Genomic DNA, 24,330 nt, shown 5'->3' with positions numbered 1-24,330 from the left:
GGGATAGCGTATGAACATCTTATTGGAAGTAAGGGATTTGAGCATTGATTTTCGAACGTACGGCGGATTGGTCCAGGCCGTTCGCGGAGTCAGCTTTTCGGTCAAACAGGGACAGACGGTCGGGATTGTAGGGGAATCCGGGTGCGGGAAAAGTGTGACCGCTAAAAGTATTATGAAATTGCTCCCGCAACCGCCGGCTATTTACCGCTCAGGCAGCATTGTTTTTCAAGGGAATAATTTGTTTTCTGCAACGGAAAGGGAGATGGAGAGAATTCGGGGGAGAGATATATCGATGATCTTTCAAGATCCGATGACATCTTTGAATCCTTCTGCAAAGGTCGGCAATCAAATCATGGAAGTAATTTTGAAGCATCAGAAAATGTCGCGTAAAGATGCTTATGAGCGGGCGATGCAAATGCTTGTTAAAGTTGGGATTCCTCAAGCAGAAAAGCGCATGAAGCAATATCCGTTTGAATTTTCCGGCGGCATGCGCCAAAGAGCGATGATTGCAATGGCGCTAGCGTGCAAGCCGAAGCTGATCATAGCAGATGAACCGACAACCGCTTTAGATGTGACCATTCAGGCGCAAATTTTAGAATTAATGAAGGAAATACAAGAAGAATCGAACACATCGATTATATTGATCACGCATGATCTCGGTGTTGTCGCGGAAATGTGCGATTATGTAGTCGTCATGTATGCGGGCAAGATTGTTGAAACAGGCACGGTTCAGGAAATTTTCCAGAAGCCAGTGCATCCGTATACGCAAGGACTATTAAATTCTGTACCTCGTCTAAATATGGATCGAACGGTTCCGTTAGTTCCGATTATAGGCTCTCCTCCTGATTTATTCTCCCCTCCGAAAGGTTGTTCTTTTTACTCAAGATGCAGCCGGGCTATGCGAATTTGCAAAGATTATGATCCGGAGCTGGAGAAGGTCGGTGACAACCGTACATCGGCGTGCTGGCTAAACCATCCGATGGCAAAAGCTCGGAAGCCAATTATAAAATCATGAAGGGGGAGATGAATGATGAAAACCGCTAGCAGCAATAAGCAAGAATTAGTATCGAACCAGAAAATACCCCTCGTGCAAATTAAAAATCTGAAAAAATATTTTCCTGTCGGTGGCGTAGATTTAAAAGCAGTGGACGGACTGAATTTAAATATATATGAAGGGGAAACAGTCGGACTTGTCGGCGAATCGGGCTGCGGCAAATCGACCGCCGGCAAGACGATTATTCGCCTTCACGAACCGACTGACGGTGAAGTATTGTTTGAAGGGAAAAATATATACAGATACTCGGAGCGGAAAATGCAGGACATCAGAAAAGATATCCAGTTTATTTTTCAAGATCCGTATGCTTCGTTGAATCCGAGAATGACGGTAGGTGATATCATTGCTGAGCCGCTCACAATCAATGGTTTGATGAAGGGGAAGGCAAAGACAGAGAGAGTGCAGGAACTGCTCAATATTGTCGGCTTGCGTACAGACCATATGAATCGCTTCCCCCACGAGTTTTCCGGCGGACAGCGCCAGCGTATCGGGATAGCGCGCGCTCTTGCATTGAATCCGAAGTTTATCGTCTGCGATGAGCCAATCTCAGCATTGGACGTTTCAATTCAGGCACAAATCGTTAATTTATTGAAGGAACTGCAAAATAAATTGGATCTGACATATTTATTCATTGCCCATGATTTGTCGATGGTCAAATACATATCGGATCGTATTCTTGTCATGTATTTAGGGAAAATGATGGAACTGGCGGATAGCGAAGAATTATCCAACAATCCGCTGCATCCATACTCGCAGGCACTGCTGTCGGCGGTGCCGATTCCTGACCCGACCGTCAAGAGGGAACGAATTGTGCTAAAAGGCGATGTGCCAAGTCCAATCAACCCGCCGAGCGGATGCGTCTTCTGCACGCGCTGTCCGAAAGCGCTCGAGATTTGCTCGACAGTGGCTCCAGAGTGGCAGGAAGTCAAGCCGAACCATTTTGTGGCGTGCCATTTGTATTAAGGTGGGGAAGACAGGGCTTGGGCTGTTTTGGTTTGGTCGGCAGCGGACGAATTATTTTCAAATGTGGAAGAATTAATTTCGAATTTGGATGAATTAGTGCAAAGTCGGACGAATTAATGGTAAATGTGGAAGAATTCTGATGAAAAGTGGATGAATTAATGGTAAAAGCGGACGAATTCCGGTGATAAGCCATAGTGAACGAAAGGCCGGTTACTGGTTTGGCGTTCTTGGAACGGTAAGCTTGTACTATATAAGTATATAAATTGGCAACAAGGTGGAAGATTCGACGTAGTCGCCAATTTAAGGTTTATAGTAAAAGTGGCTTTTGTTCAATAAGTTGTGGGTTGGACCGATTGTCGTTGGCTCCTCACAAAATGAGCTCTGTTCAGCAAGTAGATGGCTGGACAGAGCTTGTTTTTATGCCTTAAGAGAGCAGTTTTTGCAGATCAGCTTCAATTTTTGCGGGTTCAGTAGTCGGGGCATATCGCTCAATGACTTGACCATTGCTGTCGACAAGAAACTTCGTGAAATTCCATTTAATATTTTTCGAGAGCAATCCTTTTTTCTGCTGCTTTAAGAATTTGAAGAGCGGATCGGCATTGTCGCCGTTTACATCAATTTTGGCAAACATCGGAAAGGTAACACCATAGTTGAGCTGGCAAAATTGCGTCGTTTCTTCGATATTATCAAACTCTTGATTGTTGAACTGATCGCAAGGAAAGCCGAGTATTATCAGACCCTTCTCGTTATACTTGTCGTATAGTTTTTGCAGTCCCTCGAATTGTGGCGTCAGACCGCATTTGCTCGCCGTGTTGACGATGAGCAATGTTTTGCCTTTATAGTCCTGAAGAGATTGCGTTGTGCCGTTCGGCTTTTTTACTTGAAAGTCATAAACTGTTTCCATATAAAAACCCCCTTTGTTTCTTAATTGAATCGTACACGATTTAATTTCTGGATGCAAAGTTTATGCAGAGTTTTGAAGATAAATAGGGAAATAGTAGGGCTGGGAGGTCGTGTCGTTGCCGGACGTTAAGGGATGATTGTATGCGCCGACTAATGTGGACGAATTAATTGCAGATTGGGAAGAATTAATTTTAAAAGCGGAAGAATAGTTGGAGAAAGTGGAAGAAATGTTAAGATGGTCGGACGAATTAATCGTAAATTTGGAAGAATTCCGTTGAAAAGCAGCTGAATTATGTCTGGAAGCATTGCCGGTTACTTGGTTAAACATGCAAATAAAAGTGGCCTTTCGTAAAATAAAGCCCTACGCAGCGGAAAATTGCTGAATAGGGCTTTAAATGTTGACTTTTTCAGGATTTCTTTTAAATATAAGGGCAGTAAAGGTGGTTCCGATTGTGATAGTAAAGGTCATACCTAATTGAAAAATAAGCTGAACCTTCAATAAAGCCAATAAATCCAAGCAGGCAAAAGAGGCTTGTAAGATGTTAACAGTATCATCATATTCAAGAACCTGAAACTTAAGCGTTATATAGACAGAAAAAGGACCTCTAGCGTGAGAGGCCCTTCATGATTATTTACTGACAATTTTAATTGTTTTTCCTTCTAAAATCGCCATCAGATTTTTTTGTTCCGGTTCAGTGTAAAGATGGTCGGCGATTTTGTCTTCTAAATGGTCTTGGATGGCTCTACGCAGTGGTCTTGCGCCGAATGTAGGATTGTAGCCGAGTTCGGCCAATTTGCCTTTTGCGTCTTCGGTTACTTCGATATGAACGCCTTCTGCTCCGAGCATATCGTATAGTTCTTCAAGCATAATGTCGACGATGTGTACGAGATTTTTCTTTGTCAGACTATTGAATTCAATGATGCTGTCGAAGCGGTTCAAGAATTCAGGTTTGAAGTAGCTGCTTAAAGATTGGATGATGCTTGATTCTTCATCCGTATCGTGACTGCTGAATCCGACTGCTTTACGTTTATCGCCGACACCGGCGTTGCTCGTCATAATGATGACTGTTTCGGTGAAACTGATTGTTCGGCCTTGGCTGTCAGTCAGACGGCCATCTTCAAGAATTTGCAGGAACATATGCATAACGTCCGGATGCGCTTTCTCGATTTCATCAAGCAGTACAATGCTGTACGGACTGCGGCGCACTTTTTCGGTCAATTGTCCGGCTTCTTCATGGCCGACATAGCCAGGAGGGGAGCCAATCAATTTCGATACGCTGTGCGGTTCCATATATTCACTCATATCCAAACGGATCATCGATTCTCTTGTTCCAAATAATTCTTCTGCCAAAGCTTTTGTCAATTCAGTTTTACCAACACCTGTTGGTCCGACGAATAGGAACGAACCGATTGGGCGTTTTTTCGCTTTCATGCCGGCACGACTTCTGCGGATCGCTTTGGCGACTTTTTGCACGGCTTCATCTTGTCCGATGACTTTTTTCTCAAGCTCGGCTTGCAAGTTTTGCATTTTCGTAACTTCGTTTTCTTCCATTTTACCGACCGGGATGCCGGTTTTTTCGGCAACGATTTCTTGAATATGTTCAACCGTTACGACTGGCGATAAATCGCGTGAGCCACTTTCTAGTGCTTTTTCAAGTTTTTCTTCTTTATCGCGCAGCTTAGCTGCTTTTTCATAGTTTTCGGTTTTCAGAGCTTCTTCTTTTTCATGATGAATAGCTGTCAGCTGTTTTTGTAGTTCTTCATCATCAGCTGTTTCAATTGTTAAGTTCAATTTCGAACCTGCTTCGTCCATTAAGTCAATCGCTTTGTCAGGCAAGAAGCGTTCATGGATATAACGATGGGATAATTCAACAGCAGCGACAATCGCTTCATCTGTGTAAGTGACGCTATGGAATGATTCGTAGCGTTCTTTCAGCCCCACTAAAATTTCAATTGATTCCTCAACAGACGGCTCGTTGACGATAACAGGCTGGAAGCGTCGTTCGAGTGCTCCGTCATGTTCGATGAGACGGTATTCGGCAAGTGTTGTCGCCCCGATAAGCTGCAACTCGCCACGTGCTAATGCCGGTTTCAAGATGTTTCCGGCGTCCATTGAGTTGTCGCCGCCGCCAGCACCGACTAACTGATGAATTTCATCTATGAACAAAATCACGTTTTTACGCGCTTGCAGTTCAGCGATTAGTTTTTTCATACGGTCCTCGAATTGACCGCGAATCCCAGTATTGGATACGAGGGAGGCAACGTCAAGTAAGTATACTTCTTTTGCTTGTAGCTTGCTTGGAACGCCGTGTTCGACAATTTTGATTGCTAAACCTTCAGCAATCGCTGTTTTACCGACACCGGCCTCCCCAATTAATACCGGGTTGTTTTTTGTTCTTCTATTTAAAATTTCTATTACACGTCGTACTTCTTTTTCACGTCCGATTACGGGGTCAATCAGTCCTGCTTTTGCATTGTTAGTCAGATTGCGACCGAATTGGTCGAGCAAGCTTTTGCTACTAGAAGCTTTTTTTTCATTATGTTTGATCGGAATTTGTTGTTTATCATTGACGCTCGCTTTTTTCTCTTCAGCTTCGTCAAAAAAAGATTCTGCCATGAACGGATCGAAGCCGAAATGCTTGCTTCCGACAGTAGGTAGGCTTCCAAGTTTCTTTTGTTCTTCTTTATAGCAGGATGAACATAAGTAGTGCTTTTCTAATTTACCATCAACGTTAAGCTGCAACTGGATATTCGCAGGGCTCTTTTCACATTTCTCGCATAACATAAAATGACGCCTCCTTGGATGTGCAAATAACTAGTAAATTTTGACTATATTTGACCTTAATTATATTATAAAATCGCTTATTTTGCCTTTCAAGTTATTTGCCTTGTAGGGTTATTAGATTCGCCATTAATACAAAAAGAAACCAACAGAGAATCTCTGATGGTTTCTTTTTGTTAAACAAATTTTTCAATTCTTATAGGTTTGAGATTTTTCTTGTCGGAACAAAGTTTTCGTTATAGCATTCTTCCCAATGGTTGATTCGGTCATTGATATAGACTTCATCGCGAAGAGAGTTTGAGCTGCCTTCTAATTTTTGAGTGATGCGCTCGCGCCAGAATTCTTTGAAGCCTTCTTGCACTAGAATTGTATTCACGATTTGGATTCCAGGCTGTTCTTTATCTTTCTGGAACAAAACAAGCACTTGAACATCATTATATTTTGGATCTAATTGCTGCAGAGCGCCATTATCTAAAATATGTTGAAGTTCTGTTTTTTCTTCTAAACTTGGGTGGTACAACGTATTTGGACAAATGTGAACAACTTTACCTTCATTTCCTACTACTACGCGAACATAAGCTAAAGCTGATTGATTAGTGTTTGTTGTCATTTGCATCTCTACTCCTTTTATTATGTTAGAAAAATTTCGGTGATGCGTATGGTACTTTTTTCTTTACATCTAAAAAGTGAAGATGCATTGCTATATTATAGTACCTGATATTACTGAATATGAGTGGGTTTGTCGGGAAAGAACGTTCACTCATAAAACATGTATTTATTATACTAGAAAAATAAAGCTTATTTAAGTCTTGAATTTCCTAAAAGTATTCTTCAGAGGTTTATTGAAAATAAATTCAGCTTAGATATTAATCTGAAACTGTGAAATTGGCAAAAACTATAATTGACATAGAGAATCATTATCAATTAGTATAAAAATAAGCTTGTGTAACGGGGCAAAGTTATTTGTAACGGTATCACATTAATAGGAGTGACAAAATTGAAAATTGGTGTATTTTATGCAAGCATGACATTCAATACGGAAGCAATTGCCGATTTAATTATAGAAGAGTTAAAGAAACAAAATCACGAGGTTGAGGTGAAGAATCTTGTCGATGTCGATTCTGCAGCTGAGTTGCTGGATTATGATTTGACATATGTCGGCATGTATACATGGGGTGACGGCGAATATCCCGATGAGTGCTTGGATGTGACCGATGAGCTTGAGCAAATGGATTTGAAGAAGCATCCGTTTGCGCTGTTCGGATCAGGTGACACAGCTTACCCTGAATTTTGCGGAGCACTGGATCTGCTTAAAGATTTGATTGAAGGTCAAGGCGGTGTTACAGTTGGCGAATCGCTGCGAATCGAGTTTGATCCAGAGCCGGAAGATGAGGAAGCAATTCAGCAGTTTGTCGCTGAAACGGTAGCGAAGGTAGAGAAAATAAAAGCATAGATAAGAGGCCGTAACTTGGTGTTGCGGCTTTTTTTACTTCATTTGAAAAAGTACCGGTGACAGTTTTCTTATGGAAGGACGAATTAATTTTGAAAGTGGCAGAATAAATTTGAAAAGCGGAAGAATTGTAGTGAAGTAGGACGAATTATTTAGAGATGCAGCAGAATTAATTGGAAATGTGGCAGAATTCTGATGAGATGCGGATTAATTATGCTGGAAAGCCTAGTGAACGAAAGGCCGGTTGCTATGATTATAATTTTTTGGAACGTAGAAGTCGCTTATAAATTGGGTATATTTTACAAAAAATATTAATTATCTTATTTTTCTGAATATAGTATAGCATTTTATGTTAAAATATGGAGGTGATTTGGATTGTACGTAAAGGAGGAAATAAATGAGCGAATGGATATTAGAAGTAAAATCATTAACAAAACAGATTAAGGGTAAGAAAATTGTTGATGATGTGAGCTTCCAGGTGAAAAAAGGCGAGGTTTTTGGTCTGCTTGGTCCGAATGGGGCCGGCAAAACGACGATTATTCGAATGATTGTCAGCTTGATCAACAGGACTTCCGGACAGGTAATTGTTAAACAACACAGCATAGATAGTTCTTTTAAGGAAGCAATGGAGGAAATCGGAGCAATCGTTGAGAATCCGGAGTTTTACAAGTATTTGTCCGGTTATAAAAATTTGCTTCATTATGCGCATATGTCGACGAAAAAGATTAGCAAAGAGCGCATTGAAGAAGTCATTAGATTAGTCAACTTAGAAGACGCGATTCATAACAAAGTCAAAACGTATTCGTTAGGGATGAGACAGCGGCTTGGTGTGGCGCAGGCGTTGCTGCATAGTCCTTCGCTTTTGATTTTGGATGAACCGACAAATGGTCTTGATCCTCAAGGGATAAGAGATTTCAGGGATTATCTTCGTCAATTGGCAAGTGAGGGCATTTCTGTGTTAGTTTCTTCACATTTATTGTCTGAGATGGAATTGATGTGTGACCGTTTTGCAATTATTGAAAAAGGGAAGCTGACCCATATATCAACGATTTCTGAGGAATTTGAGAAAACTGAGACTGATGTGCAGGAATTCGAATTTATCGTGAGCGACGGAAATGCAGCATTTTCATTATTGCAGGCTGAAGGCAAAACAAATTTTGTTACGAATTATGATGATACAAAATTAACTGTACAGTGCAATATCAATGAAGCCGCAGAACTGAACAAATTATTGGTTAACAGCAACATTATTGTGTACGGATTCTACACAATCAAAGCATCGCTAGAAGATCGCTTCTTAGAAATTACTTCACATGAGAAGGAAGGGGTGACATCATGACTTCTTTAATAAGAATTGAATGGATGAAAGTATTTGGAAAAAAATCAAGCTGGATTTATATCATTTTCCTTATGTTGTCGCTGCTTCTCGGCGTTATTTTAAATAATCATTTTATCGACGATACAAACACATGGAGGTATATGAATTCCGTTGTGTATGGTTTATCTATGTTCGTGACGCTTTTCACAGTCATTGTCGGCAGCGGAAATGTAGCGGCAGAGTTTTCCGATGGCACCATTAAGCAATTGCTGATTCGACCTCATAGCAGGGTGAAAATTTTATTAGCGAAATACATTGTTGTTTTGACGTATTCCTTAATACTGCTAACGACATTGATTGTAACAGGATACATTTTAGGGCTGCTGTTCTTCGGTCCGTCCGGATATAATACGCCGGTAAGTGAACCAAACTTTATGGGCGAAGTGAAGGAAGGCGTAGCTGGCGATCAATTTTTCATTAAAATGCTGTACACGATTCCGAACTTGCTGATCATTGTGACGCTTTCTTTCATGTTATCGACGCTTATGAAAAGTAATGCGCTCGCTGTTGGAGTGGCAATCTTTATTTTGTTTTCTTCACAAACTTTGGGCGGAATCATTATGCTGTTTGCGGAGAACTATGCATGGATGAAATTCTTGATTTTCCCGCACTTGGATTTAACGATCTATGCTTTGCAGGATGAGATTATGGATGACATCACTTTGCCGATTTCATTAGCGATTTTGGCGGTCTATTATGCGATTTTCATGGCGATTACGTTCATCACGTTCAAGAAGAGAGATATTAGTATTTAAATAAAGCAAAAAACCGCAGCTGAAATGTTGCGGTTTTCTTATTGTTTAGGAAATTATAAAAATTTCACATTGTGTATAAGTTAAAACAAGTGTATCGACGTCCAGCTCCAGCGCCCAGCACCTATTGCCCTTTGAGCAATCTCCCTTCGATATGTCAACGCTGAAATGTGGAATCGACCCGCAAGTAAGGAACAGCGACTAAGGACGCTACGTCCTGTAGCAACGTCGCTGTGACTCTCATCCTGAGAGCCCCCGACCAGCATAAGACAGATCTCAGGAGGAAATCCGGTTTTGATTTCCGGAGGAGAGATGGCTTATAATCCGAGCTGTAAAAATCATCACTTGGCAGTCATGATTTTTACAAGATAATCGAGGAAGCTTTTCTATGATGAAAACTGGCTGGCCGATGCAACTAGACACATCGAATCACTGTCGTTCTTCGTGTTTCCTATATCTCGGTCGGCGGCCTCCAGTTCATACGGTGCTTTTTAGAGGGCGATTGCGCTTTTGTTCTTTGCTGTTTTGCCAAAGTTTTTGAAGATGTTCAGCAGGGGTGAGTATGCCATTTCGTATTCCATATGTTAGATACGTGGCTATTAATAAAAACACCATGGTTGCAGTCTGTAGTAGGAGCTTATCGATATCGGTAAAGGCATTATTAAGAGTGATTAATGTTGCGTCATAATCGGCATTGAAGAGAATATCAAGCAAAAAATTATGAAATCCATGGACAATGGCAGATAAGAATAGCGAGCCGCTTTTTAAATAAATATAGCCGTAGGCCAGTCCACCGATAAAGTGAATCAGCAGTTCGCTAGGATGAAAGCCTTTTGTAGGGATATGAATTAAAGAAAATAGAATGCCGGAGACAATGAGCATGCCGATGATTCCAATACGATGCAAGTTCGCGAAAAAATAGCCTCTTGCTAAAACTTCTTCCTGCAAAACACCGAACATCCAAGCGATGCAAGCGAATGCCAACAATGACAAATAAGACATGCTCGTAAGCTTTTCAAGATGAAGCGTCATTCCGATGCTATTATCATTACTTTTTACCGCTAAGAAAATCATGATGATTAACAAGGATATTAGGCAGACAAAGAAGGAGAATATTAAGTCTTTGAAACGAAACGTGAAGACGAGCTTATATGGATTGCCTCGATCGACAAATTTATAAAAGAGTAGGGTACCGGCTGTTAAAAGAAGGCCAATCAGTATATTCATAGATGCTAGAAAAGCATAATCTGTCCGTGTTTTTTCGACACCGCCTGCTAATAGAAGAATGCCGAGAAAGCAATACATGATAAAAAAATAAAAGATGATGACTAAAATAAGGCGCACAATTGGATTGGATTTTTGAAGTTGAATGATGATCACTCCTTTCTTACTTATGCTTATGAAGCAAATCTCATTATAGTATTAGTTTGTAACAAGAAAAACCGTTACCGGTCCTTTATGGTGAGACACGTACTCAAGATTTACAGCAAACTTCAGATGACTACCATCTTATGAAATATTACAAATCAAAAGGAGCCATGCGGGAGGACTAAGACGGGGCGACAAGAAACCTGCCTTTGGTTTCTTGTGGGAGGCAGGAGGGGAACATCGGCTAAAACCGCCACGTCCTGTGGCAACGCCGATATGACCAACATCCTGTTGGCCTCCGAGCATGGCAGGTATAAGGTTAGACACCTAAAAAAAGGGAGCAGAAATTCTGCTCCCCGTGTTATCTTACTTCTTTGTGATTTTGATAGTATCGTCTTCCAGTACGGCTTTCAGCTCTTTTGCTTCCGGTTCTTCGTACATGTGGTCGGCGATGTTGTCTTCTAAATGCTCTTGGATGGCTCTGCGCAATGGGCGGGCACCGAATTTAGGGTCGTAGCCGATTGCAGCTAGTTTTTCTTTTACCTCTGTCGGCACTTCAAGAGTGATGCCTTCTTCGGCAAGCATGTCGTGCAGTTCAACAAGCATAATGTCGACAATCTTAATTAGATTTTCTTCTGTTAAGCTGTTGAATTCGATGATGCTGTCGAAACGGTTCAGGAATTCCGGTTTGAAGTAGTCGCTAAGAGCTTGCAGGATGGACACTTCTTGTTGGAATCCTTCTTTGTTGAAGCCGACTGTTGCACGTTTGTCGCCAGTGCCGGCGTTGCTTGTCATGATCAATACAGTGTTTTTGAAGTTGACTGTGTGACCTTGGCTGTCTGTTAAACGGCCGTCCTCCATGATTTGCAAGAACATGTGCATAACGTCCGGGTGCGCTTTTTCGATTTCATCAAGCAATACGATGCAATAAGGGTTGCGGCGCACTTTTTCAGTCAATTGACCGGCTTCGTCATGACCGATGTAGCCAGGAGGTGAACCGATTAATTTAGAGACGCTATGTTTTTCCATGTACTCACTCATGTCTAGGCGGACCATTGAATCTTTTGTGCCGAATAATTCTTCAGCTAATGCTTTAGATAACTCAGTTTTACCGACACCGGTAGGTCCGACGAATAGGAAGGATCCGATAGGGCGGTTTTTGGCTTTCAGACCGGCACGACTACGACGGATCGCTTTCGCAACTTTTTTCACCGCTTCATCTTGGCCGATGACTTTTTTCTCAAGTTCGGCTTGGATGTTTCTCATGCGGGTTGCTTCGTCTTCTTGCATCTTGCCGACTGGGATACCAGTTTTCGTAGAGATGATTTCTTGAATGTGCGCCACAGTGACGACTGGTTTGTCTTCAGGAGCGCCTGATTCAAGCATTTTTTCTAGTTTTTGTTCTTCGTCTCGCAATTTTGCCGCTTTTTCATACTCTTCGTTTTTAAGAGCGGCTTCTTTATCTTTATGAATTTGCACTAATTGTGCTTGAATTTCTTTTTCGCCTTTTGTTTCGATGGTCAAATTTAGTTTAGAACCAGCTTCGTCCATTAAGTCAATCGCTTTATCTGGCAGGAATCGATCTTGGACGTAACGGTGTGATAACTCAACGGCTGCGACAAGTGCATCGTCTCTGTAGGATACGTTGTGATAGCCCTCGTAGCGATCCTTTAGTCCTTTTAAAATAGCTAATGTTTCTTCAGTTGTCGGCTCGTTGACGATAACCGGTTGGAAACGTCGTTCAAGCGCTCCGTCTTTTTCGATTTGACGGTATTCAGTAAGCGTTGTAGCCCCGATTAATTGCAGCTCGCCGCGCGCTAATGCCGGTTTCAAAATGTTGCCGGCATCCATAGAGCCTTCTGCTGAACCGGCACCGACTAGTTGATGGATTTCATCGATGAACAGGATGACGTTTTTGCGCGCTTGTAATTCAGCGATTAATTGTTTCATACGTTCTTCGAATTGTCCACGGATACCAGTGTTGGCAACGAGGGAAGCGACATCCAGCAAGTAGACTTCTTTCGTTTGCAGTTTTGCAGGTACGCTGCCTTCCGCAATTTTCAACGCTAAGCCTTCTGCAATTGCCGTTTTACCGACACCAGGTTCCCCGATTAATACCGGGTTATTTTTTGTTCTTCTATTTAAAATTTCAATTACACGTTTCACTTCATTTTCGCGTCCGATGACCGGATCAATCAAGCCGGCTTTCGCATTGTTAGTCAGGTTGCGGCCGAATTGGTCAAGCAATCCTTTTTGCTCCGGTTCGCGTGTTGTTGTCATTTGCTGCGGATTCATCGCTTGCTCCGGCATGAATGGAGGGATGTTTCCTCCGCCGAAAAAGGATTGCGGCGAGAATTGTCCCAATCCGCCTAATTGTCCGCTTAATGCCCCTAATTTATTTTTCTCTTCTTTATAGCAAGAAGAGCATAGAAAGTGATTTTCTTGTTGACCATTTACACGAAGTTGTAATTGAATGTTAGCTTCTCTTTGTCTACATTTTTCACATAACATATAATACTCCTCCTTTAATTTCCCCATACCAGATCATTTGTCTTTTGACTTTGACTATATTTGACCTTAACTTTATTATAGTTTGACCTTATTTGACTTTCAAGAGATTTATACGAAAAAAATTCGACATTTATGTGTTATTTTGGTGAATTGTCTAAATCATTCCGATAATTTATTTTTCTGAAATAGAGTTATCGAAGGGCTGTTTTTTTCTGTCTTTATTACAACTGAAGTGGTAAAAAAACGAATAATAATAGGGTGAATGTGAAGATTGTATGTCTTTTTTGTGTTATTATCTTGTTATTTTAAAATTATATTGATATATTAATTTTCCATATAGAGCAGAATATAGACTGCTTATGTGTGAAATAATATCATGAGGTGACATAATGAATTATTTATGGGGTTTATTAGGTATTATATGTGTTTTAGGTATTGCCTTTCTGTTCTCTAATAATAGGCGGAAAATCAACATTCGTACTGTGTTGGTGGCACTGGCAATTCAAATTTCATTTGCTTTTATTGTTTTAAAGTGGCCGTTGGGACGTGCCGCTTTTCAAAAGATAACTGATGGTGTTAACGCTGTAATTGGTTATGCGAACGAAGGAATTAACTTCCTTGTTGGGGGTATTTATACACCAGAATCAGGTATAACCCATGTTTTCATCTTTAATGTTTTACTTATTATTGTATTCTTTTCTGCATTAATTTCTGTTTTATACTACTTAGGGATTATGCAGATTGTCATTAAATATGTCGGCGGTGGCCTTGCAAAGCTATTAGGTACGAAGAGGGCTGAATCCTTTTCTGCAACTGCAAATATCTTCGTCGGTTTAACGGAAGCTCCTCTAGTGATCAAACCGTACATAGATAAGTTGACTCACTCAGAGTTATTCGCTGTTATGGTTTGTGGTTTAGCTTCTGTATCGGGTAGTGTTTTGGTAGGTTATTCTTTAATGGGTGTTCCGTTGGAGTATTTACTTGCTGCAAGTGTTATGTCGGCACCGGCAGGACTGGTACTTGCTAAAATTATGATTCCTGAGACGGAACAAAGCCAAGAAGATGCGGAAAACTTCGAGATGGCAAAAGATGAAGAATCTACAAACGTAATTGATGCAGCGGCAAATGGTGCGTCAACAGGTCTTCAATTAGCGCTTAATGTAGGAGCAATGCTACTTGCGTTTATTGCCTTAATCGCATTATTAAATGGTATTTTAGGTTTTGTCGGCGGTTTATTCGGGTTCGATCAACTGTCTATTGAATTAATTTTAAGCTACATTTTTGCTCCATTAGCATTTGCAATCGGTGTTCCTTGGGACGAAGCGTTACAGGCAGGAAGTTTTATCGGACAAAAGCTAGTCATCAATGAGTTTGTTGCATACAGTAACTTCGCTCCATACATTGAGGCTTTATCTGAAAAAGCGGTTGTGATCATCAGCTTTGCGTTATGCGGCTTTGCGAACATTTCTTCTTTAGGTATCTTGCTTGGAGGACTTGGAAAGTTATCGCCAAAACGCAGACCGGACATCGCTCGTTTAGGTGTGAAAGCAATCATTGCCGGTGCCTTAGCTTCTTGCTTAAGTGCAGCTATTGCAGGGATGATTATTGGATAATTAGATGTTAAAGGTGCTTGATTTCATTGAAGTCAGGCACCTTTTTTGGTGGGCACGAATTCATGCTCTGTTTTTTAGTCGGTGAATGGTAAACGGTATTGTGTGCTTTTGCGATTGCCGGTTCTGCCGGTCTCAATATAGTGAAGTAATCGTTGTGCGGAATGGCGGGAAGGAATTCCGAGGAAGTTTCGGAGTTGGGAATTGGAGATGAACGGGCCGAATAAGTAATAGTAATCATGCAAACTGTGGATATATGCATCTTTACCGGAAAAATGGCAATTTGGGCAGCACCAAGTATATCGATTTTTTAACATAGGCAAGTACTCGCATCGCGGGCAATGCACGCCAGCGATGAGGTCGGCCGGTGTTAATTCGAAATGTTGTATGGCATCATATTCTTAGGGAGTATGGTTCTTATGGATTAAACGGTTTAATTTGTTCAGTTCTCTGTCGGTTATTACTTGGCGCCTGTACATGTTTTCATATTCGGAAATTTTAATGGGGAGCTTTTCGGGACGTATAATTTTTGCTGTATCTTTATGTGAAGAGGTTGCTTTTATATGTGCTTGAGAGTTGCTTAAAATGACGAGTGTATGAATTGGGGGGAGAGCGGTAATTTTATGTTTGGTCAGCCACAATAGGAATTGTGATTTCTGCCTCTCGACTTGGAGAATAGGATCTTGATAAATTTTTTCTTTACCGTTGTTCAGTTGGATGATTTGCTGGAATGTCGGGTCGTAGGTAATGGAGCCGGATAAGTTTTTTACTTCTATTAATAGAAAGAAGTATTTCGAAAGGATCATCATGTCTATTTGGAAAAAGTACTCGTTTTGTGCGGAGGGTAGCCGCATTCCGTGTAGAATGTGATATTGCTTTTCAGATAGGAAGGACAAGTGATATTTGAGAGAGGTTTCTCCTCTATAACCGGCTATTACTCTCATATATTCTTGTTCAATTTTGAGGGTTTTTTCATGATTGGGAGTGAGTCTTCGCCTTATGGCCTCCAGCTTTTTTGCCCTGATTGGATAATTTGGTTCTTTGAAATTCATTTTTTCACCTCTTCTGTTTTTGCTACAGAAAAATTCCACATTTAATGGCGAATTCCTTCTAAATTTAGGAGTTTTTTTGTAAATAGGTTGGCTTTTTGTTAAATAGAGGGGGTTTTGTGGGTTGGAATGTGGGTGATTTGGAATTTGAGAGTCGTCGCGCGGAGTTTGAGAGCGGTGGCAAGAGATTTGAGAGTCGTCGCGCGAAATTTGAGAGCGGTGGGAGAACATTTGAGAGTCGTCGCGTGAAATTTGAGAGCGGTGGCGGAATATTTGAGAGTCGTCGCAACATATTTAAGAGCGTTCCCGACTTTTCTATGATCGATTGAAATAAAAAATGAGCGCTCATCCAAAATGGGAGCGCTCATCAAATAGTTCTATAAATACTGCTCTTTGGCTAGCTCCAACAGACCCGCTTTTTCCAAGTAATTGACTGGCACAAGGATCGTCACGGTGATGACACCCGGATTACGTCCAATGTCGATGGAGCCGGTGATAGTTGCTCTGTTCATCACTTCCGGAACGGTGATGCCGAGCACGTCAGCAGCACGCTGCAAGCCATTGTCGGTTGCTTCGTTCAAGTTCGCTCCTGTTCCAACGAAGGAAAGTGGCAGTGATTCCTCGAGCGTACTTACACCCCATTGTTCCGCAAGCTGAAGAGCGGCTTGTTTTTCAGCGGCAGATAACGGTTTAGCCAAATAAGGCAGATCTTCCGGAACCGGCAGGATAATCGGGCCGTCGAGCTTCAGTCCTTTAATGACGCTTACCTGCAGTGTCGCAATACCAGAAACATCAGTTGTGTGGCCGGCAATTTCACCGTTGCCTTGCATAGCGTGCATGTCGCCTAAGTAGACGCCGCCGCCAGGCACTTTTACCGGGCAAATGACAACTGCTCCAGCACGAGCGCGGTTAATGTCCATATGGCCATCTGTTTTTGCTTCGTTCAGTTGTTCTTTTGTCACACTGTAATCGTGCGGTGCGCCAATCAGAAATTGACCGAAGTCGCCGGCATTATGCGAATCAGGCAAAGGTCTTGATGGTGTTGTGCCGAGCTGGCCAAGGAACGGACGCATGCGGGCAACAGTACCCACCAAGTCATGCGGAGCAAACGTCACAATCGGATTTTGAATTGAATGTTCTGGTGTATTCATATAGGAGCGGCCGTCACGCGCAATCGTTTCGGCCGCTTCTTTATGTAATGTGACACCGACTTGATGGTGATGATCGAAAGTAATCGAGTAACCATTCGTAAACGTAAATGGCGTAACGTCAGCACCACAGTTGGCACAGCGCACGGCTGTCGGTCCGATGCCTTCAATGATGGTATTTTCATTTATCGTACCGCAGTTCGGGCAAACTGGCGCCACAAAAGGATCGCCTAGAAAACGACCTTCCATCGGCTTATCGTTACCGGAAGCTGTCGCAATTGATGTGACTTGAATTGATTTAATGCGAATTGCGATGGCATCGCCGATTTCCGCTCCTTCTACCATAACTGGCTTTGTCACTTCATGGCCGCCCTTTAGACAAGGTGTAATCATCGGTCCCCAGCAACCTGGCGTTGTGTTAGCAACGATATGGCTGCCGTTTTTCACAGGTCCGAGCATTGGCTTCGCGGGATCTAAAATACCATTCGTAAACTCATTTACAAAGACAGTTTCACTTGTTTTCATTTCGTCAACTCCCATTCTTTTTTTAATATTCACGCAATTATATTGTACTGCTTTATTGAGTGGGGAGGATGAATATTGTGTGGCGGGTTTGGTTTAAATATTTTTAAAGGTTTGGAGGATTTTGTCAATAAATCTAGAATTCTTTCAAAGAATACAACTATAACTTTGGGGGGATTTGTTATGGCATTTGCTCATTCTAAAGGTTGGTATGTTTCGAAGTTGAAAGAGGTGGGCTATATTAAGCACGAAGGCCGCAAGCTGGAGTCGTTTAGGACGTATATTCTTCGAGGGTTGTATGTAACGCATGTCGGACCGATAACAGAAAAGTAAGCGGCCCGAGATAATAAGTAGATGTAGAGAATCGCAACTTATATACCTATTCGCTAATCCGCGGATAGGTTTTCTTTTGAAGACAAAGTTTTATTGCCATTTTATATGACCAGGTTCATGATTGTTCCAGACAGCGAAGCCTTCCGAATAAGCTTTATCTAGGAACATCGGCAATCTTTCCTGCATTCCTTCGGCGAGATTAAGTTTCGGCAGATCCTCTCTATTTACCCAAAATACAGTGCCTTCATCGGTATGCTCGAGCAGCTCTCCGCTATATACATCCGTTCTATAGTTGAACACAAAATATCTTTCACCGGTTTCATTGTTAAACCAGTTTATTACACCGCATGGTTCTAAATGTGATACGGTTAAACCGGTTTCTTCTTTTATTTCTCGGATTGCCGAATCTATTAAGCTTTCACCATCCTCGACTTTTCCTCCGGGAAATGCGATGCCTTTCCAAGATTTCAATCTGTTTTGAACTAATACTTGATTCGTTTCTTCATTATAAATCATGCACATGTTTGTTAAGGTGACTTTAGACATCAGATTCTCCTCTTAATCTCTTGATATTACATATATTACCTCATTTGCGAACTTGGTTGTAAAAGAAAAAGAAGCGGGACAGAAAACCTGCCCCGCTTAAAACACATCATACGTATAACAAACAGGCGATTCCAGTTCCTCGTCATGCAAAATTTTGGCGTCGATTTGGAAGACAGCCTTTAGAATGCTTGGCGTGATGATTTCCAAAGGGGTACCGCATTCGACAACTTTGCCAGCTCGCATCGCGATGAGTTCGTGGGAGAAGCGAGCGGCGTGGTTGATATCGTGCAGTACCATGACGATGGTGCAGCCGTGATTCTCGTTCAGGTCGCGGACGATGTGAAGCACCTCAAGCTGATGAGCCATGTCCAAATAAGTAGTCGGTTCATCGAGCAGGAGCATGTCGGTTTCCTGGGCGAGTGCCATGGCGAGCCAGACACGTTGGCGTTGACCGCCGGATAGCTGTGCGAGTTCTCGGCTGCGGAATTCAGTTGTATGTGTGACTTCCATCGCCCATTCAATCATTTCCTGATCCTTTGGAGAAAGTCGCGTGACGTTTTTACGGTGCGGGTAGCGTCCGTAAGAAATCAGTTCTTCCACTTTGAGCTGAAGTGGGGCAGAAGGCGACTGTGAAAGAATAGCGAGATGTTTGGCAATTTCTTTAGTCGACATGTTTTGCATATTTTGTTCCTGCAAGTAAATGTCACCGTGCTCCTTCTTTAAAATGCGGCCAATCGTTTTCAGTAAGGTTGATTTGCCGCAGCCGTTCGGACCGATGATGGTTGTAATTTTCCCCTTCGGAATCGCGATGTTTAAATTTTCAAAAATTGTCACCTTTTCATAACCGGCTGTTAAGTTTTCCACGCGGAATGCGGTTGTCATGTAATGTTCCTCCTATACTTTCGATTTGACGAGCAAATATAAGAAATAAGGGATGCCGATAATTGAAACGACAATACCGACGGACAACTCGGACGGAGCAAAAATCGATTTGGCGATGAAGTCCGAAAATACGAGCAAAGCAGCACCGATGAGGGCACTGACAGGCATGATGAGCCGGTGCTGTATGCCGACTAGCTGGCGGGCAATGTGCGGCGCCATCAATCCGATGAAACCGATGCTGCCGGATACGGATACGCAGGCGCTGACCAAGCCGACGCTTGCGAGCAACAACTTGATTTTCTCTTTTTCTACCGCAATGCCAAGACTTGTGATGCTTGACTCCTCGAGCTGGAAATAATCGAGCAAATAGGCTTTTTTATATACATAAAAGCCGAGCGTAAGAAGCCAAGGGAGCATCGCCAGTATAAAAATCCAGTTGGCGTTATAGATCGAGCCGTTCATCCAAACGGCAGCCGATTCGAAATCTTTTTCGTTCATCTTTAACGATATGTACATTGATAGGGCACCGAAACCACTGTTAATGGCAATACCGGTTAAAATAAGGCGCTGCATGTCAAGGTGGCCATTTTTCATCGCAAAAAAGAAAATCAGCGCTGCGGCAATCGTGCCTCCGACAAAACCGAAGAGCGGCATCATTAAAATCGAAGCCCAGCTAGAAAGGTCAGCATTCATGATTTGCATATGGAAAATGAACATAAACAATACGATTGCTGCTCCGGCACCGGAGTTGATGCCTAAAATGCCTGGGTCAGCGAGACCGTTGCGGGTAATGCCCTGAAGCACAACACCTGCCATCGCAAGTCCGATTCCGACAAGAGCGGCAATGACAATCCTAGGAAGACGGAATTCAAAGATGACAAGGTCAAACTGTTCATTTACATCCATTCGCAGCAACGTTTTCACAACGTCTGGCACCTTGATATCAAACATGCCATTCGTTAGATGCAAATAGGCGGCAATGAGTAATAACAGGAAAAGCGACAGCATAATGACGCTCATTCGAGTCACGTTACGCATGCTTTTCACCTCCATGCTTGCGAATCAAATATAAGAAGAACGGCACGCCAATCAAAGCAGTCACGACGCCAATCGGTGTTTCAAACGGAAAGTTGATGAACCGGCTGATAACATCGCACAACGCTAAGAAAAAGGCGCCGATGACCGCAGCGCACGGAATGATAAAGCGATAATCCGCTCCGACAATCATCCGGGTAATATGCGGAATGACTAAGCCGACAAAGGCAATTTTCCCGACGAGCGCGACTGCTGTTCCGGTTAGGCAGACAACGGAGAGCATGCTGGTGATACGCACTGCTTTTGTTTTCTGTCCGAGACCGATTGCGATATCCTCACCGAGCGAAGTAATCGTTATCGCGCGTGCTGATAGAAGGGCGAGCACAAGCCCTATAATGCCGAATGGGATGGAGAGCATCAGCATGTCCGGATCAACGGTGTGCACCTTCGTGTTATACCAAGCGCTGACTGTTTGTGATACTTGAAAATACATCGCAATGGCGGTAGCGATACTGCTTAAGAACGTACCGATGACAGTACCGATAATGGCAAGACGCACTGGTGAAAGACCATTTTTGATCAAGGAGCCGAAGCCGAACACGATGCCTGCTCCAAGTGCTGAGCCGAGCATTGACAGTAATATCAATTGATAATTCGGCAATCCCGGGAAAAATACGAGCGCAATGGTAATGACGAATGCCGAACCATCATTGACGCCCATCAAGGATGGGGAAGCCAAATAGTTGCGGGTAATCCCTTGCATGATGGCTCCCGCAACTGCTAAAAAGGCGCCGACAAGCAGAACAGCGGCGATGCGAGGAATCCGTGATGTCCAGATGATTTGATGGTCGACATTAGTTTTTTCAAAAGTGCTGATTGCTTCCCAAATCGTCAGCCAATGAATGTCCTTTGCGCCATATAAAATAGAAAGAAACGCAATAGCCAAGATAAAAAAAGGAGATAGCGTCAAAATAGCAGACGGTATCCAGACTGAATTTTTCAAAAGTTCCACCTCACAAAAGAGAAGGGCTCCTCCATGTGGAGAAAGCCCTAAGGGTCATTACTTCAATAATTGTTCAGCTGCTGCATCTAAGAACTTAACTTTAGACCAAGCTGTACCGCCTTGGGCAAGCGGGTCTATGGCATTGATGAATACTTGATTGTTTTTCACAGCATTTAAACTTTGGAAAATTGCATTGTTTTGCAGTTCCTCTAAAGCTTTTGGAGCATCGGCATTTTCAGATGTTTCGAATTGTAGGAAGATGGCATCAGGATTAACTTCAGCTAATGCTTCTAGTGAAAGTTCTGCTTGAGCTTCTGCTTTTGCCACCACATCTGGTACAGGAGCGCCTAAATCTTCATATAGGACAGGGTTTAAGTAAACTCCGGCAGGATAGATGTTCATCAAGCCACCACGAACACGGATAATTAAAATGGTTTTATCTTTTAATTGTTCGGCCGCTTTGACTTGCGATTCAGCCACTTTCGCTTCGTAGTCAGCGATGATTTTTTCAGCATCCACTTCTTTGTCTGCAAGCTGTCCAAGTGCAATCAGATTGTCTTTCCAGTTTGTTGAGATGTGGGAGTATGGTATTGTTGTTTGGATTTTGTTCAGTTTTTCCATTGTTACTTCATCCCATTTAGATGTGCCGACAATTACATCCGGATTAAGCGCTAAAATCGCCTCGGCATTCGGTTCTTTTTTGTCGCCGATTAATGCAGCGCCTTCTAAGTCTTTTGCCAAGTATTCAGGCAGGGCACCGGCTATTGCTAGAGCACCGACTGGTTTAATGCCTAGCATTGCTGCGTCTTCCATTGCCTCCAAGCTTGCCGCTACGATGTTGTTTACTTCACCTGGTACTGTATAATCAACACCTAAGTAAGAAATTGTTTGTGTTTCATTTTTTGTTTCGGTCTCGGAAGCTGTCTGCTCTTTAACGTCCGCTTTTTCTGTCTCTTTCGTTGAACCGCAGCCTGTTAAAGCAAATGTTAAAAGAGCTGCTGCAGCAAATCCCCAATGTTTCTTCATGTATTCCACTCCTAAAATATAATTGATAATGATTATCATTTCTGTTAGTTATTTTATCACTTGTTTATATACATAGGAATGGACAGAATGACAAGAAAGCATGGACTTTTGCGCATTTGTTTTGTTAATCAATTAAAATAGGAAACTCTAATTTAACTGTCGTTCCTACGCCTAATTGACTTTCAATAATCATCTTTCCTTCATGTAATTCCATTAGTTTCTCGACAATAGACAAGCCTAAACCAGTCCCGCCTTCTTGGCGTGAACGTACTTTATTCACACGTACAAATCGATTAGTAATTATGGCTAAGTGCTCTTCACTTATGCCTACACCATTATCAGAAATCGTTAATATACAAGAGGTTTCGTTACGTTCCAATGTCATTTGAATATGAGGAGCTTCCTTTGAATATTTAATGGCATTATTAATGATATTCTGGATGATTTGTTCTAGTCTATCTTCATCAGCAGAAATAATGACATCGTAATCTAACTTCATATCCAGCTTAACATTATTGTCTTTGAAGCCAAGCTCGTATATCGACATGATATCTTCTATGGTTTGTGCAAAGACAATTGGGTGTTTTACCAACTCTATTGACTGTGCATCTAGCTTTGTAAAATCCAAAAAGTTCTGGAGTAGTTTCTGCATTCTGTTCATCTCTCGGTCGATCAACTGATAGCATTTTTGTAGTTCTTCTGGGTCTTGCATCATATTATCCATCAAAGCTTGATTGTAGCTTTTAACAAGAGTGAGGGGGGATTTTATTTCATGGGAGAAGTCCTCCATGAACTCCTTTGTTCGATTTTGTTCACCTTTTAATTTTGTGGACATCACATTAAACGCTTCCGAAATTTCACCAACTTCATCTCTGCTGTTTCCTATAATCTTTGCGTCAAAGTTCCCTTTTGAAACTTCAATGACTGCCAACTTAATGTCTTGTAATTGCCGATATGACTTTCCGAATATCATCCAGAATGTAAGAATCGTTATTCCGACAGCTAAAATAGCAAAAAGGAATTTCACCCTTGTAAAAATAACTTTTTCTCTTTCCAAATAGCTGTACGGAACATGAACAAATAAAAGATTTTCCAGTTGATCATTTTTTATGATTGGGTGAATAAATATAAATAATTTAAGATATTGAGATTGATCTAAAGAATCTACTTTATTGATGACCGTATTACCACTATTCAACATCTCTAAATCACTAGTGGAGAGAACTTTATTTTTATTTATACTTGGCGGTATCTTATCTAGCAGAGTTTCTATGCTATCAAGAGTATAAATATTTAAGTTCAAATTCCTCTCTGTCCAATATCTTATTTCTTCTAAAGAGCTATAATTATTTTCAATGTCTATTAGTATATTAGTAACAGATTTTTTCATTTGATTTTCTAGTGAGTATAAATAAAAGTCGCCTAATATACCATATGTAAATGTAATAAGTAAAATAGATATTATAATGATTAATGAAGACTTTAGTTTAATGCTTTTGTCAAACTTCGTATTCAAGCACAAATGTTTAGTTTTTTTCATACTATTTTTATCACCTTCTAGTACGATTTATATTTATTATTTAATTTCCGTATCTATAATACGAAGGGATTATATAGTTTTTCAACTGTGAAATTTTAGGGAAAAGAATGGTGGTCATTTGGGCGATTTTTGTCAATTATAAAAACAACACCCATGGATTCGAGGATAAGGCAGACCTTTATTATGAGTATTATCAATATAAAGAAGTGGATTCAGAAGGATTTGTCCGGTTTGCGAAGTATCATTTTGATTTAGAAGATAATGCGGTCTTCGAAGATTGGATATTACTTAAGTGATGATTCAATGTATTTTCTCTATCAGGAGCTTTACTTTGATACAAAGGGCTGTGAACAGCTCTTTTTTGTTAGTGTGCCAGGCATGGCAACTATCTAGGCGGTGAAAGTCCGCTGTGGGGGTACACATCGACTAACCACTAAGGAAGCGCAAGGTACTTATCGTGAGGTAAGGGCTGGAG

General features: G+C 41.7%; 22 protein-coding genes. 9 read left to right on the top strand and 13 right to left on the bottom strand.

All coding sequences use genetic code 11. The features are described from left to right. The first annotated feature begins 10 nt into the window (after positions 1-10). Positions 11-1,015 (top strand): ABC transporter ATP-binding protein, encoded by a 1,005-nt coding sequence (locus IEO70_RS05925; protein WP_190997443.1) that lies wholly within the window; start codon positions 11-13, stop codon positions 1,013-1,015. Positions 1,016-1,027: 12 nt separating this feature from the next. Then, positions 1,028-2,017 (top strand): ABC transporter ATP-binding protein, encoded by a 990-nt coding sequence (locus IEO70_RS05920; protein ID WP_328820877.1) that lies wholly within the window; start codon positions 1,028-1,030, stop codon positions 2,015-2,017. A gap of 424 nt (positions 2,018-2,441) precedes the next feature. Here the strand turns inward: IEO70_RS05920 and IEO70_RS05915 are convergent, their stop codons facing one another. The 3 genes from IEO70_RS05915 to IEO70_RS05905 form a co-directional block, all read right to left on the bottom strand. Continuing rightward, positions 2,442-2,921, bottom strand: a complete 480-nt coding sequence (locus IEO70_RS05915) for a glutathione peroxidase (RefSeq protein WP_190997442.1) — start codon at positions 2,919-2,921, stop codon at positions 2,442-2,444. 627 nt (positions 2,922-3,548) lie between these two features. After that, complete coding sequence (locus tag IEO70_RS05910) at positions 3,549-5,705, bottom strand: ATP-dependent Clp protease ATP-binding subunit (protein ID WP_190997441.1); 2,157 nt, start codon at positions 5,703-5,705, stop codon at positions 3,549-3,551. Positions 5,706-5,898: 193 nt separating this feature from the next. Then, a complete protein-coding gene (locus IEO70_RS05905; protein WP_190997440.1) occupies positions 5,899-6,312 on the bottom strand; it encodes a hypothetical protein in 414 nt (137 codons plus the stop codon). A gap of 387 nt (positions 6,313-6,699) precedes the next feature. Here IEO70_RS05905 and IEO70_RS05900 point away from each other — a divergent pair, with 387 nt between their 5' ends. From IEO70_RS05900 to IEO70_RS05890, 3 genes are all read left to right on the top strand, one after another. Continuing rightward, on the top strand, positions 6,700-7,155 hold the full coding sequence (locus IEO70_RS05900) for a flavodoxin domain-containing protein (RefSeq protein ID WP_190997439.1): 456 nt from the start codon (positions 6,700-6,702) through the stop codon (positions 7,153-7,155). Positions 7,156-7,549: 394 nt separating this feature from the next. Next, positions 7,550-8,491 (top strand): ABC transporter ATP-binding protein, encoded by a 942-nt coding sequence (locus tag IEO70_RS05895; protein WP_190997438.1) that lies wholly within the window; start codon positions 7,550-7,552, stop codon positions 8,489-8,491. Then, positions 8,488-9,285 (top strand): ABC transporter permease, encoded by a 798-nt coding sequence (locus tag IEO70_RS05890; RefSeq protein WP_190997437.1) that lies wholly within the window; start codon positions 8,488-8,490, stop codon positions 9,283-9,285. The genes IEO70_RS05895 and IEO70_RS05890 overlap by 4 nt, the downstream gene beginning before the upstream one ends. A gap of 474 nt (positions 9,286-9,759) precedes the next feature. Here the strand turns inward: IEO70_RS05890 and IEO70_RS20340 are convergent, their stop codons facing one another. Both IEO70_RS20340 and IEO70_RS05880 read right to left on the bottom strand, forming a co-directional pair. Then, a complete protein-coding gene (locus IEO70_RS20340) occupies positions 9,760-10,662 on the bottom strand; it encodes a CPBP family intramembrane glutamic endopeptidase (RefSeq protein ID WP_190997436.1) in 903 nt (300 codons plus the stop codon). A 354-nt stretch (positions 10,663-11,016) separates the two neighbouring features. Continuing rightward, entirely contained in the window at positions 11,017-13,161 is a 2,145-nt protein-coding gene (locus IEO70_RS05880; RefSeq protein WP_190997435.1) for an ATP-dependent Clp protease ATP-binding subunit, read from the bottom strand. A gap of 389 nt (positions 13,162-13,550) precedes the next feature. Between IEO70_RS05880 and IEO70_RS05875 the strand changes: the two genes are divergently transcribed. Further along, positions 13,551-14,774, top strand: a complete 1,224-nt coding sequence (locus IEO70_RS05875; protein ID WP_190997434.1) for a NupC/NupG family nucleoside CNT transporter — start codon at positions 13,551-13,553, stop codon at positions 14,772-14,774. 398 nt (positions 14,775-15,172) lie between these two features. On the opposite strand, the gene IEO70_RS05870 is transcribed toward IEO70_RS05875, so the two are convergent. Then, entirely contained in the window at positions 15,173-15,823 is a 651-nt protein-coding gene (locus IEO70_RS05870) for a nuclease-related domain-containing protein (RefSeq protein ID WP_190997433.1), read from the bottom strand. A 116-nt stretch (positions 15,824-15,939) separates the two neighbouring features. Here IEO70_RS05870 and IEO70_RS05865 point away from each other — a divergent pair, with 116 nt between their 5' ends. Beyond that, positions 15,940-16,149: a hypothetical protein gene (locus tag IEO70_RS05865; protein WP_190997432.1), complete on the top strand. Its 210-nt coding sequence runs from the start codon at positions 15,940-15,942 to the stop codon at positions 16,147-16,149. A 48-nt stretch (positions 16,150-16,197) separates the two neighbouring features. Here the strand turns inward: IEO70_RS05865 and IEO70_RS05860 are convergent, their stop codons facing one another. Beyond that, entirely contained in the window at positions 16,198-17,493 is a 1,296-nt protein-coding gene (locus IEO70_RS05860) for an acetamidase/formamidase family protein (RefSeq protein ID WP_190997431.1), read from the bottom strand. Positions 17,494-17,673: 180 nt separating this feature from the next. On the opposite strand from IEO70_RS05860, the gene IEO70_RS05855 reads away from it, so the two are divergent. Beyond that, a complete protein-coding gene (locus tag IEO70_RS05855; protein ID WP_190997430.1) occupies positions 17,674-17,823 on the top strand; it encodes a YflJ family protein in 150 nt (49 codons plus the stop codon). A gap of 90 nt (positions 17,824-17,913) precedes the next feature. On the opposite strand, the gene IEO70_RS05850 is transcribed toward IEO70_RS05855, so the two are convergent. The 6 genes from IEO70_RS05850 to IEO70_RS05825 form a co-directional block, all read right to left on the bottom strand. Next, positions 17,914-18,369 carry an 8-oxo-dGTP diphosphatase gene (locus IEO70_RS05850; protein ID WP_190997429.1) on the bottom strand — a complete coding sequence of 152 codons (456 nt, stop codon included), beginning with the start codon at positions 18,367-18,369 and terminating at the stop codon, positions 17,914-17,916. Positions 18,370-18,465: 96 nt separating this feature from the next. Next, positions 18,466-19,251: an ABC transporter ATP-binding protein gene (locus IEO70_RS05845; protein ID WP_190997428.1), complete on the bottom strand. Its 786-nt coding sequence runs from the start codon at positions 19,249-19,251 to the stop codon at positions 18,466-18,468. A gap of 12 nt (positions 19,252-19,263) precedes the next feature. After that, positions 19,264-20,259 carry a FecCD family ABC transporter permease gene (locus IEO70_RS05840; protein WP_190997598.1) on the bottom strand — a complete coding sequence of 332 codons (996 nt, stop codon included), beginning with the start codon at positions 20,257-20,259 and terminating at the stop codon, positions 19,264-19,266. A 22-nt stretch (positions 20,260-20,281) separates the two neighbouring features. Then, complete coding sequence (locus IEO70_RS05835; RefSeq protein WP_206711509.1) at positions 20,282-21,289, bottom strand: FecCD family ABC transporter permease; 1,008 nt, start codon at positions 21,287-21,289, stop codon at positions 20,282-20,284. A gap of 57 nt (positions 21,290-21,346) precedes the next feature. Beyond that, positions 21,347-22,315, bottom strand: coding sequence for an ABC transporter substrate-binding protein (locus tag IEO70_RS05830; RefSeq protein ID WP_190997427.1), 969 nt, complete (start codon positions 22,313-22,315; stop codon positions 21,347-21,349). 124 nt (positions 22,316-22,439) lie between these two features. Continuing rightward, on the bottom strand, positions 22,440-23,855 hold the full coding sequence (locus IEO70_RS05825; RefSeq protein ID WP_190997426.1) for a sensor histidine kinase: 1,416 nt from the start codon (positions 23,853-23,855) through the stop codon (positions 22,440-22,442). Positions 23,856-23,962: 107 nt separating this feature from the next. Between IEO70_RS05825 and IEO70_RS05820 the strand changes: the two genes are divergently transcribed. Continuing rightward, a complete protein-coding gene (locus IEO70_RS05820) occupies positions 23,963-24,151 on the top strand; it encodes a hypothetical protein (RefSeq protein WP_190997425.1) in 189 nt (62 codons plus the stop codon). Positions 24,152-24,330: the final 179 nt, after the last annotated feature.

It is taken from the genome of Peribacillus faecalis, from assembly GCF_014712675.1.
Classification (GTDB): domain Bacteria; phylum Bacillota; class Bacilli; order Bacillales; family DSM-1321; genus Bacillus_AD; species Bacillus_AD faecalis.
This window is presented reverse-complemented; position numbering and strand designations above follow the sequence as displayed.

Coding starts and splice junctions, on each gene's coding strand:
- IEO70_RS05925 (WP_190997443.1), top strand. CDS start 11: ATGAACATCTTATTGGAAGTAAGGGATTTGAGCATTGATTTTCGAACG.
- IEO70_RS05920 (WP_328820877.1), top strand. CDS start 1,028: ATGATGAAAACCGCTAGCAGCAATAAGCAAGAATTAGTATCGAACCAG.
- IEO70_RS05915 (WP_190997442.1), bottom strand. CDS start 2,921: ATGGAAACAGTTTATGACTTTCAAGTAAAAAAGCCGAACGGCACAACG.
- IEO70_RS05910 (WP_190997441.1), bottom strand. CDS start 5,705: ATGTTATGCGAGAAATGTGAAAAGAGCCCTGCGAATATCCAGTTGCAG.
- IEO70_RS05905 (WP_190997440.1), bottom strand. CDS start 6,312: ATGACAACAAACACTAATCAATCAGCTTTAGCTTATGTTCGCGTAGTA.
- IEO70_RS05895 (WP_190997438.1), top strand. CDS start 7,550: ATGAGCGAATGGATATTAGAAGTAAAATCATTAACAAAACAGATTAAG.
- IEO70_RS05890 (WP_190997437.1), top strand. CDS start 8,488: ATGACTTCTTTAATAAGAATTGAATGGATGAAAGTATTTGGAAAAAAA.
- IEO70_RS05880 (WP_190997435.1), bottom strand. CDS start 13,161: ATGTTATGTGAAAAATGTAGACAAAGAGAAGCTAACATTCAATTACAA.
- IEO70_RS05875 (WP_190997434.1), top strand. CDS start 13,551: ATGAATTATTTATGGGGTTTATTAGGTATTATATGTGTTTTAGGTATT.
- IEO70_RS05870 (WP_190997433.1), bottom strand. CDS start 15,823: ATGAATTTCAAAGAACCAAATTATCCAATCAGGGCAAAAAAGCTGGAG.
- IEO70_RS05860 (WP_190997431.1), bottom strand. CDS start 17,493: ATGAAAACAAGTGAAACTGTCTTTGTAAATGAGTTTACGAATGGTATT.
- IEO70_RS05855 (WP_190997430.1), top strand. CDS start 17,674: ATGGCATTTGCTCATTCTAAAGGTTGGTATGTTTCGAAGTTGAAAGAG.
- IEO70_RS05850 (WP_190997429.1), bottom strand. CDS start 18,369: ATGTCTAAAGTCACCTTAACAAACATGTGCATGATTTATAATGAAGAA.
- IEO70_RS05845 (WP_190997428.1), bottom strand. CDS start 19,251: ATGACAACCGCATTCCGCGTGGAAAACTTAACAGCCGGTTATGAAAAG.
- IEO70_RS05840 (WP_190997598.1), bottom strand. CDS start 20,259: ATGCTGTCGCTTTTCCTGTTATTACTCATTGCCGCCTATTTGCATCTA.
- IEO70_RS05830 (WP_190997427.1), bottom strand. CDS start 22,315: ATGAAGAAACATTGGGGATTTGCTGCAGCAGCTCTTTTAACATTTGCT.
- IEO70_RS05825 (WP_190997426.1), bottom strand. CDS start 23,855: ATGAAAAAAACTAAACATTTGTGCTTGAATACGAAGTTTGACAAAAGC.
- IEO70_RS05820 (WP_190997425.1), top strand. CDS start 23,963: ATGGTGGTCATTTGGGCGATTTTTGTCAATTATAAAAACAACACCCAT.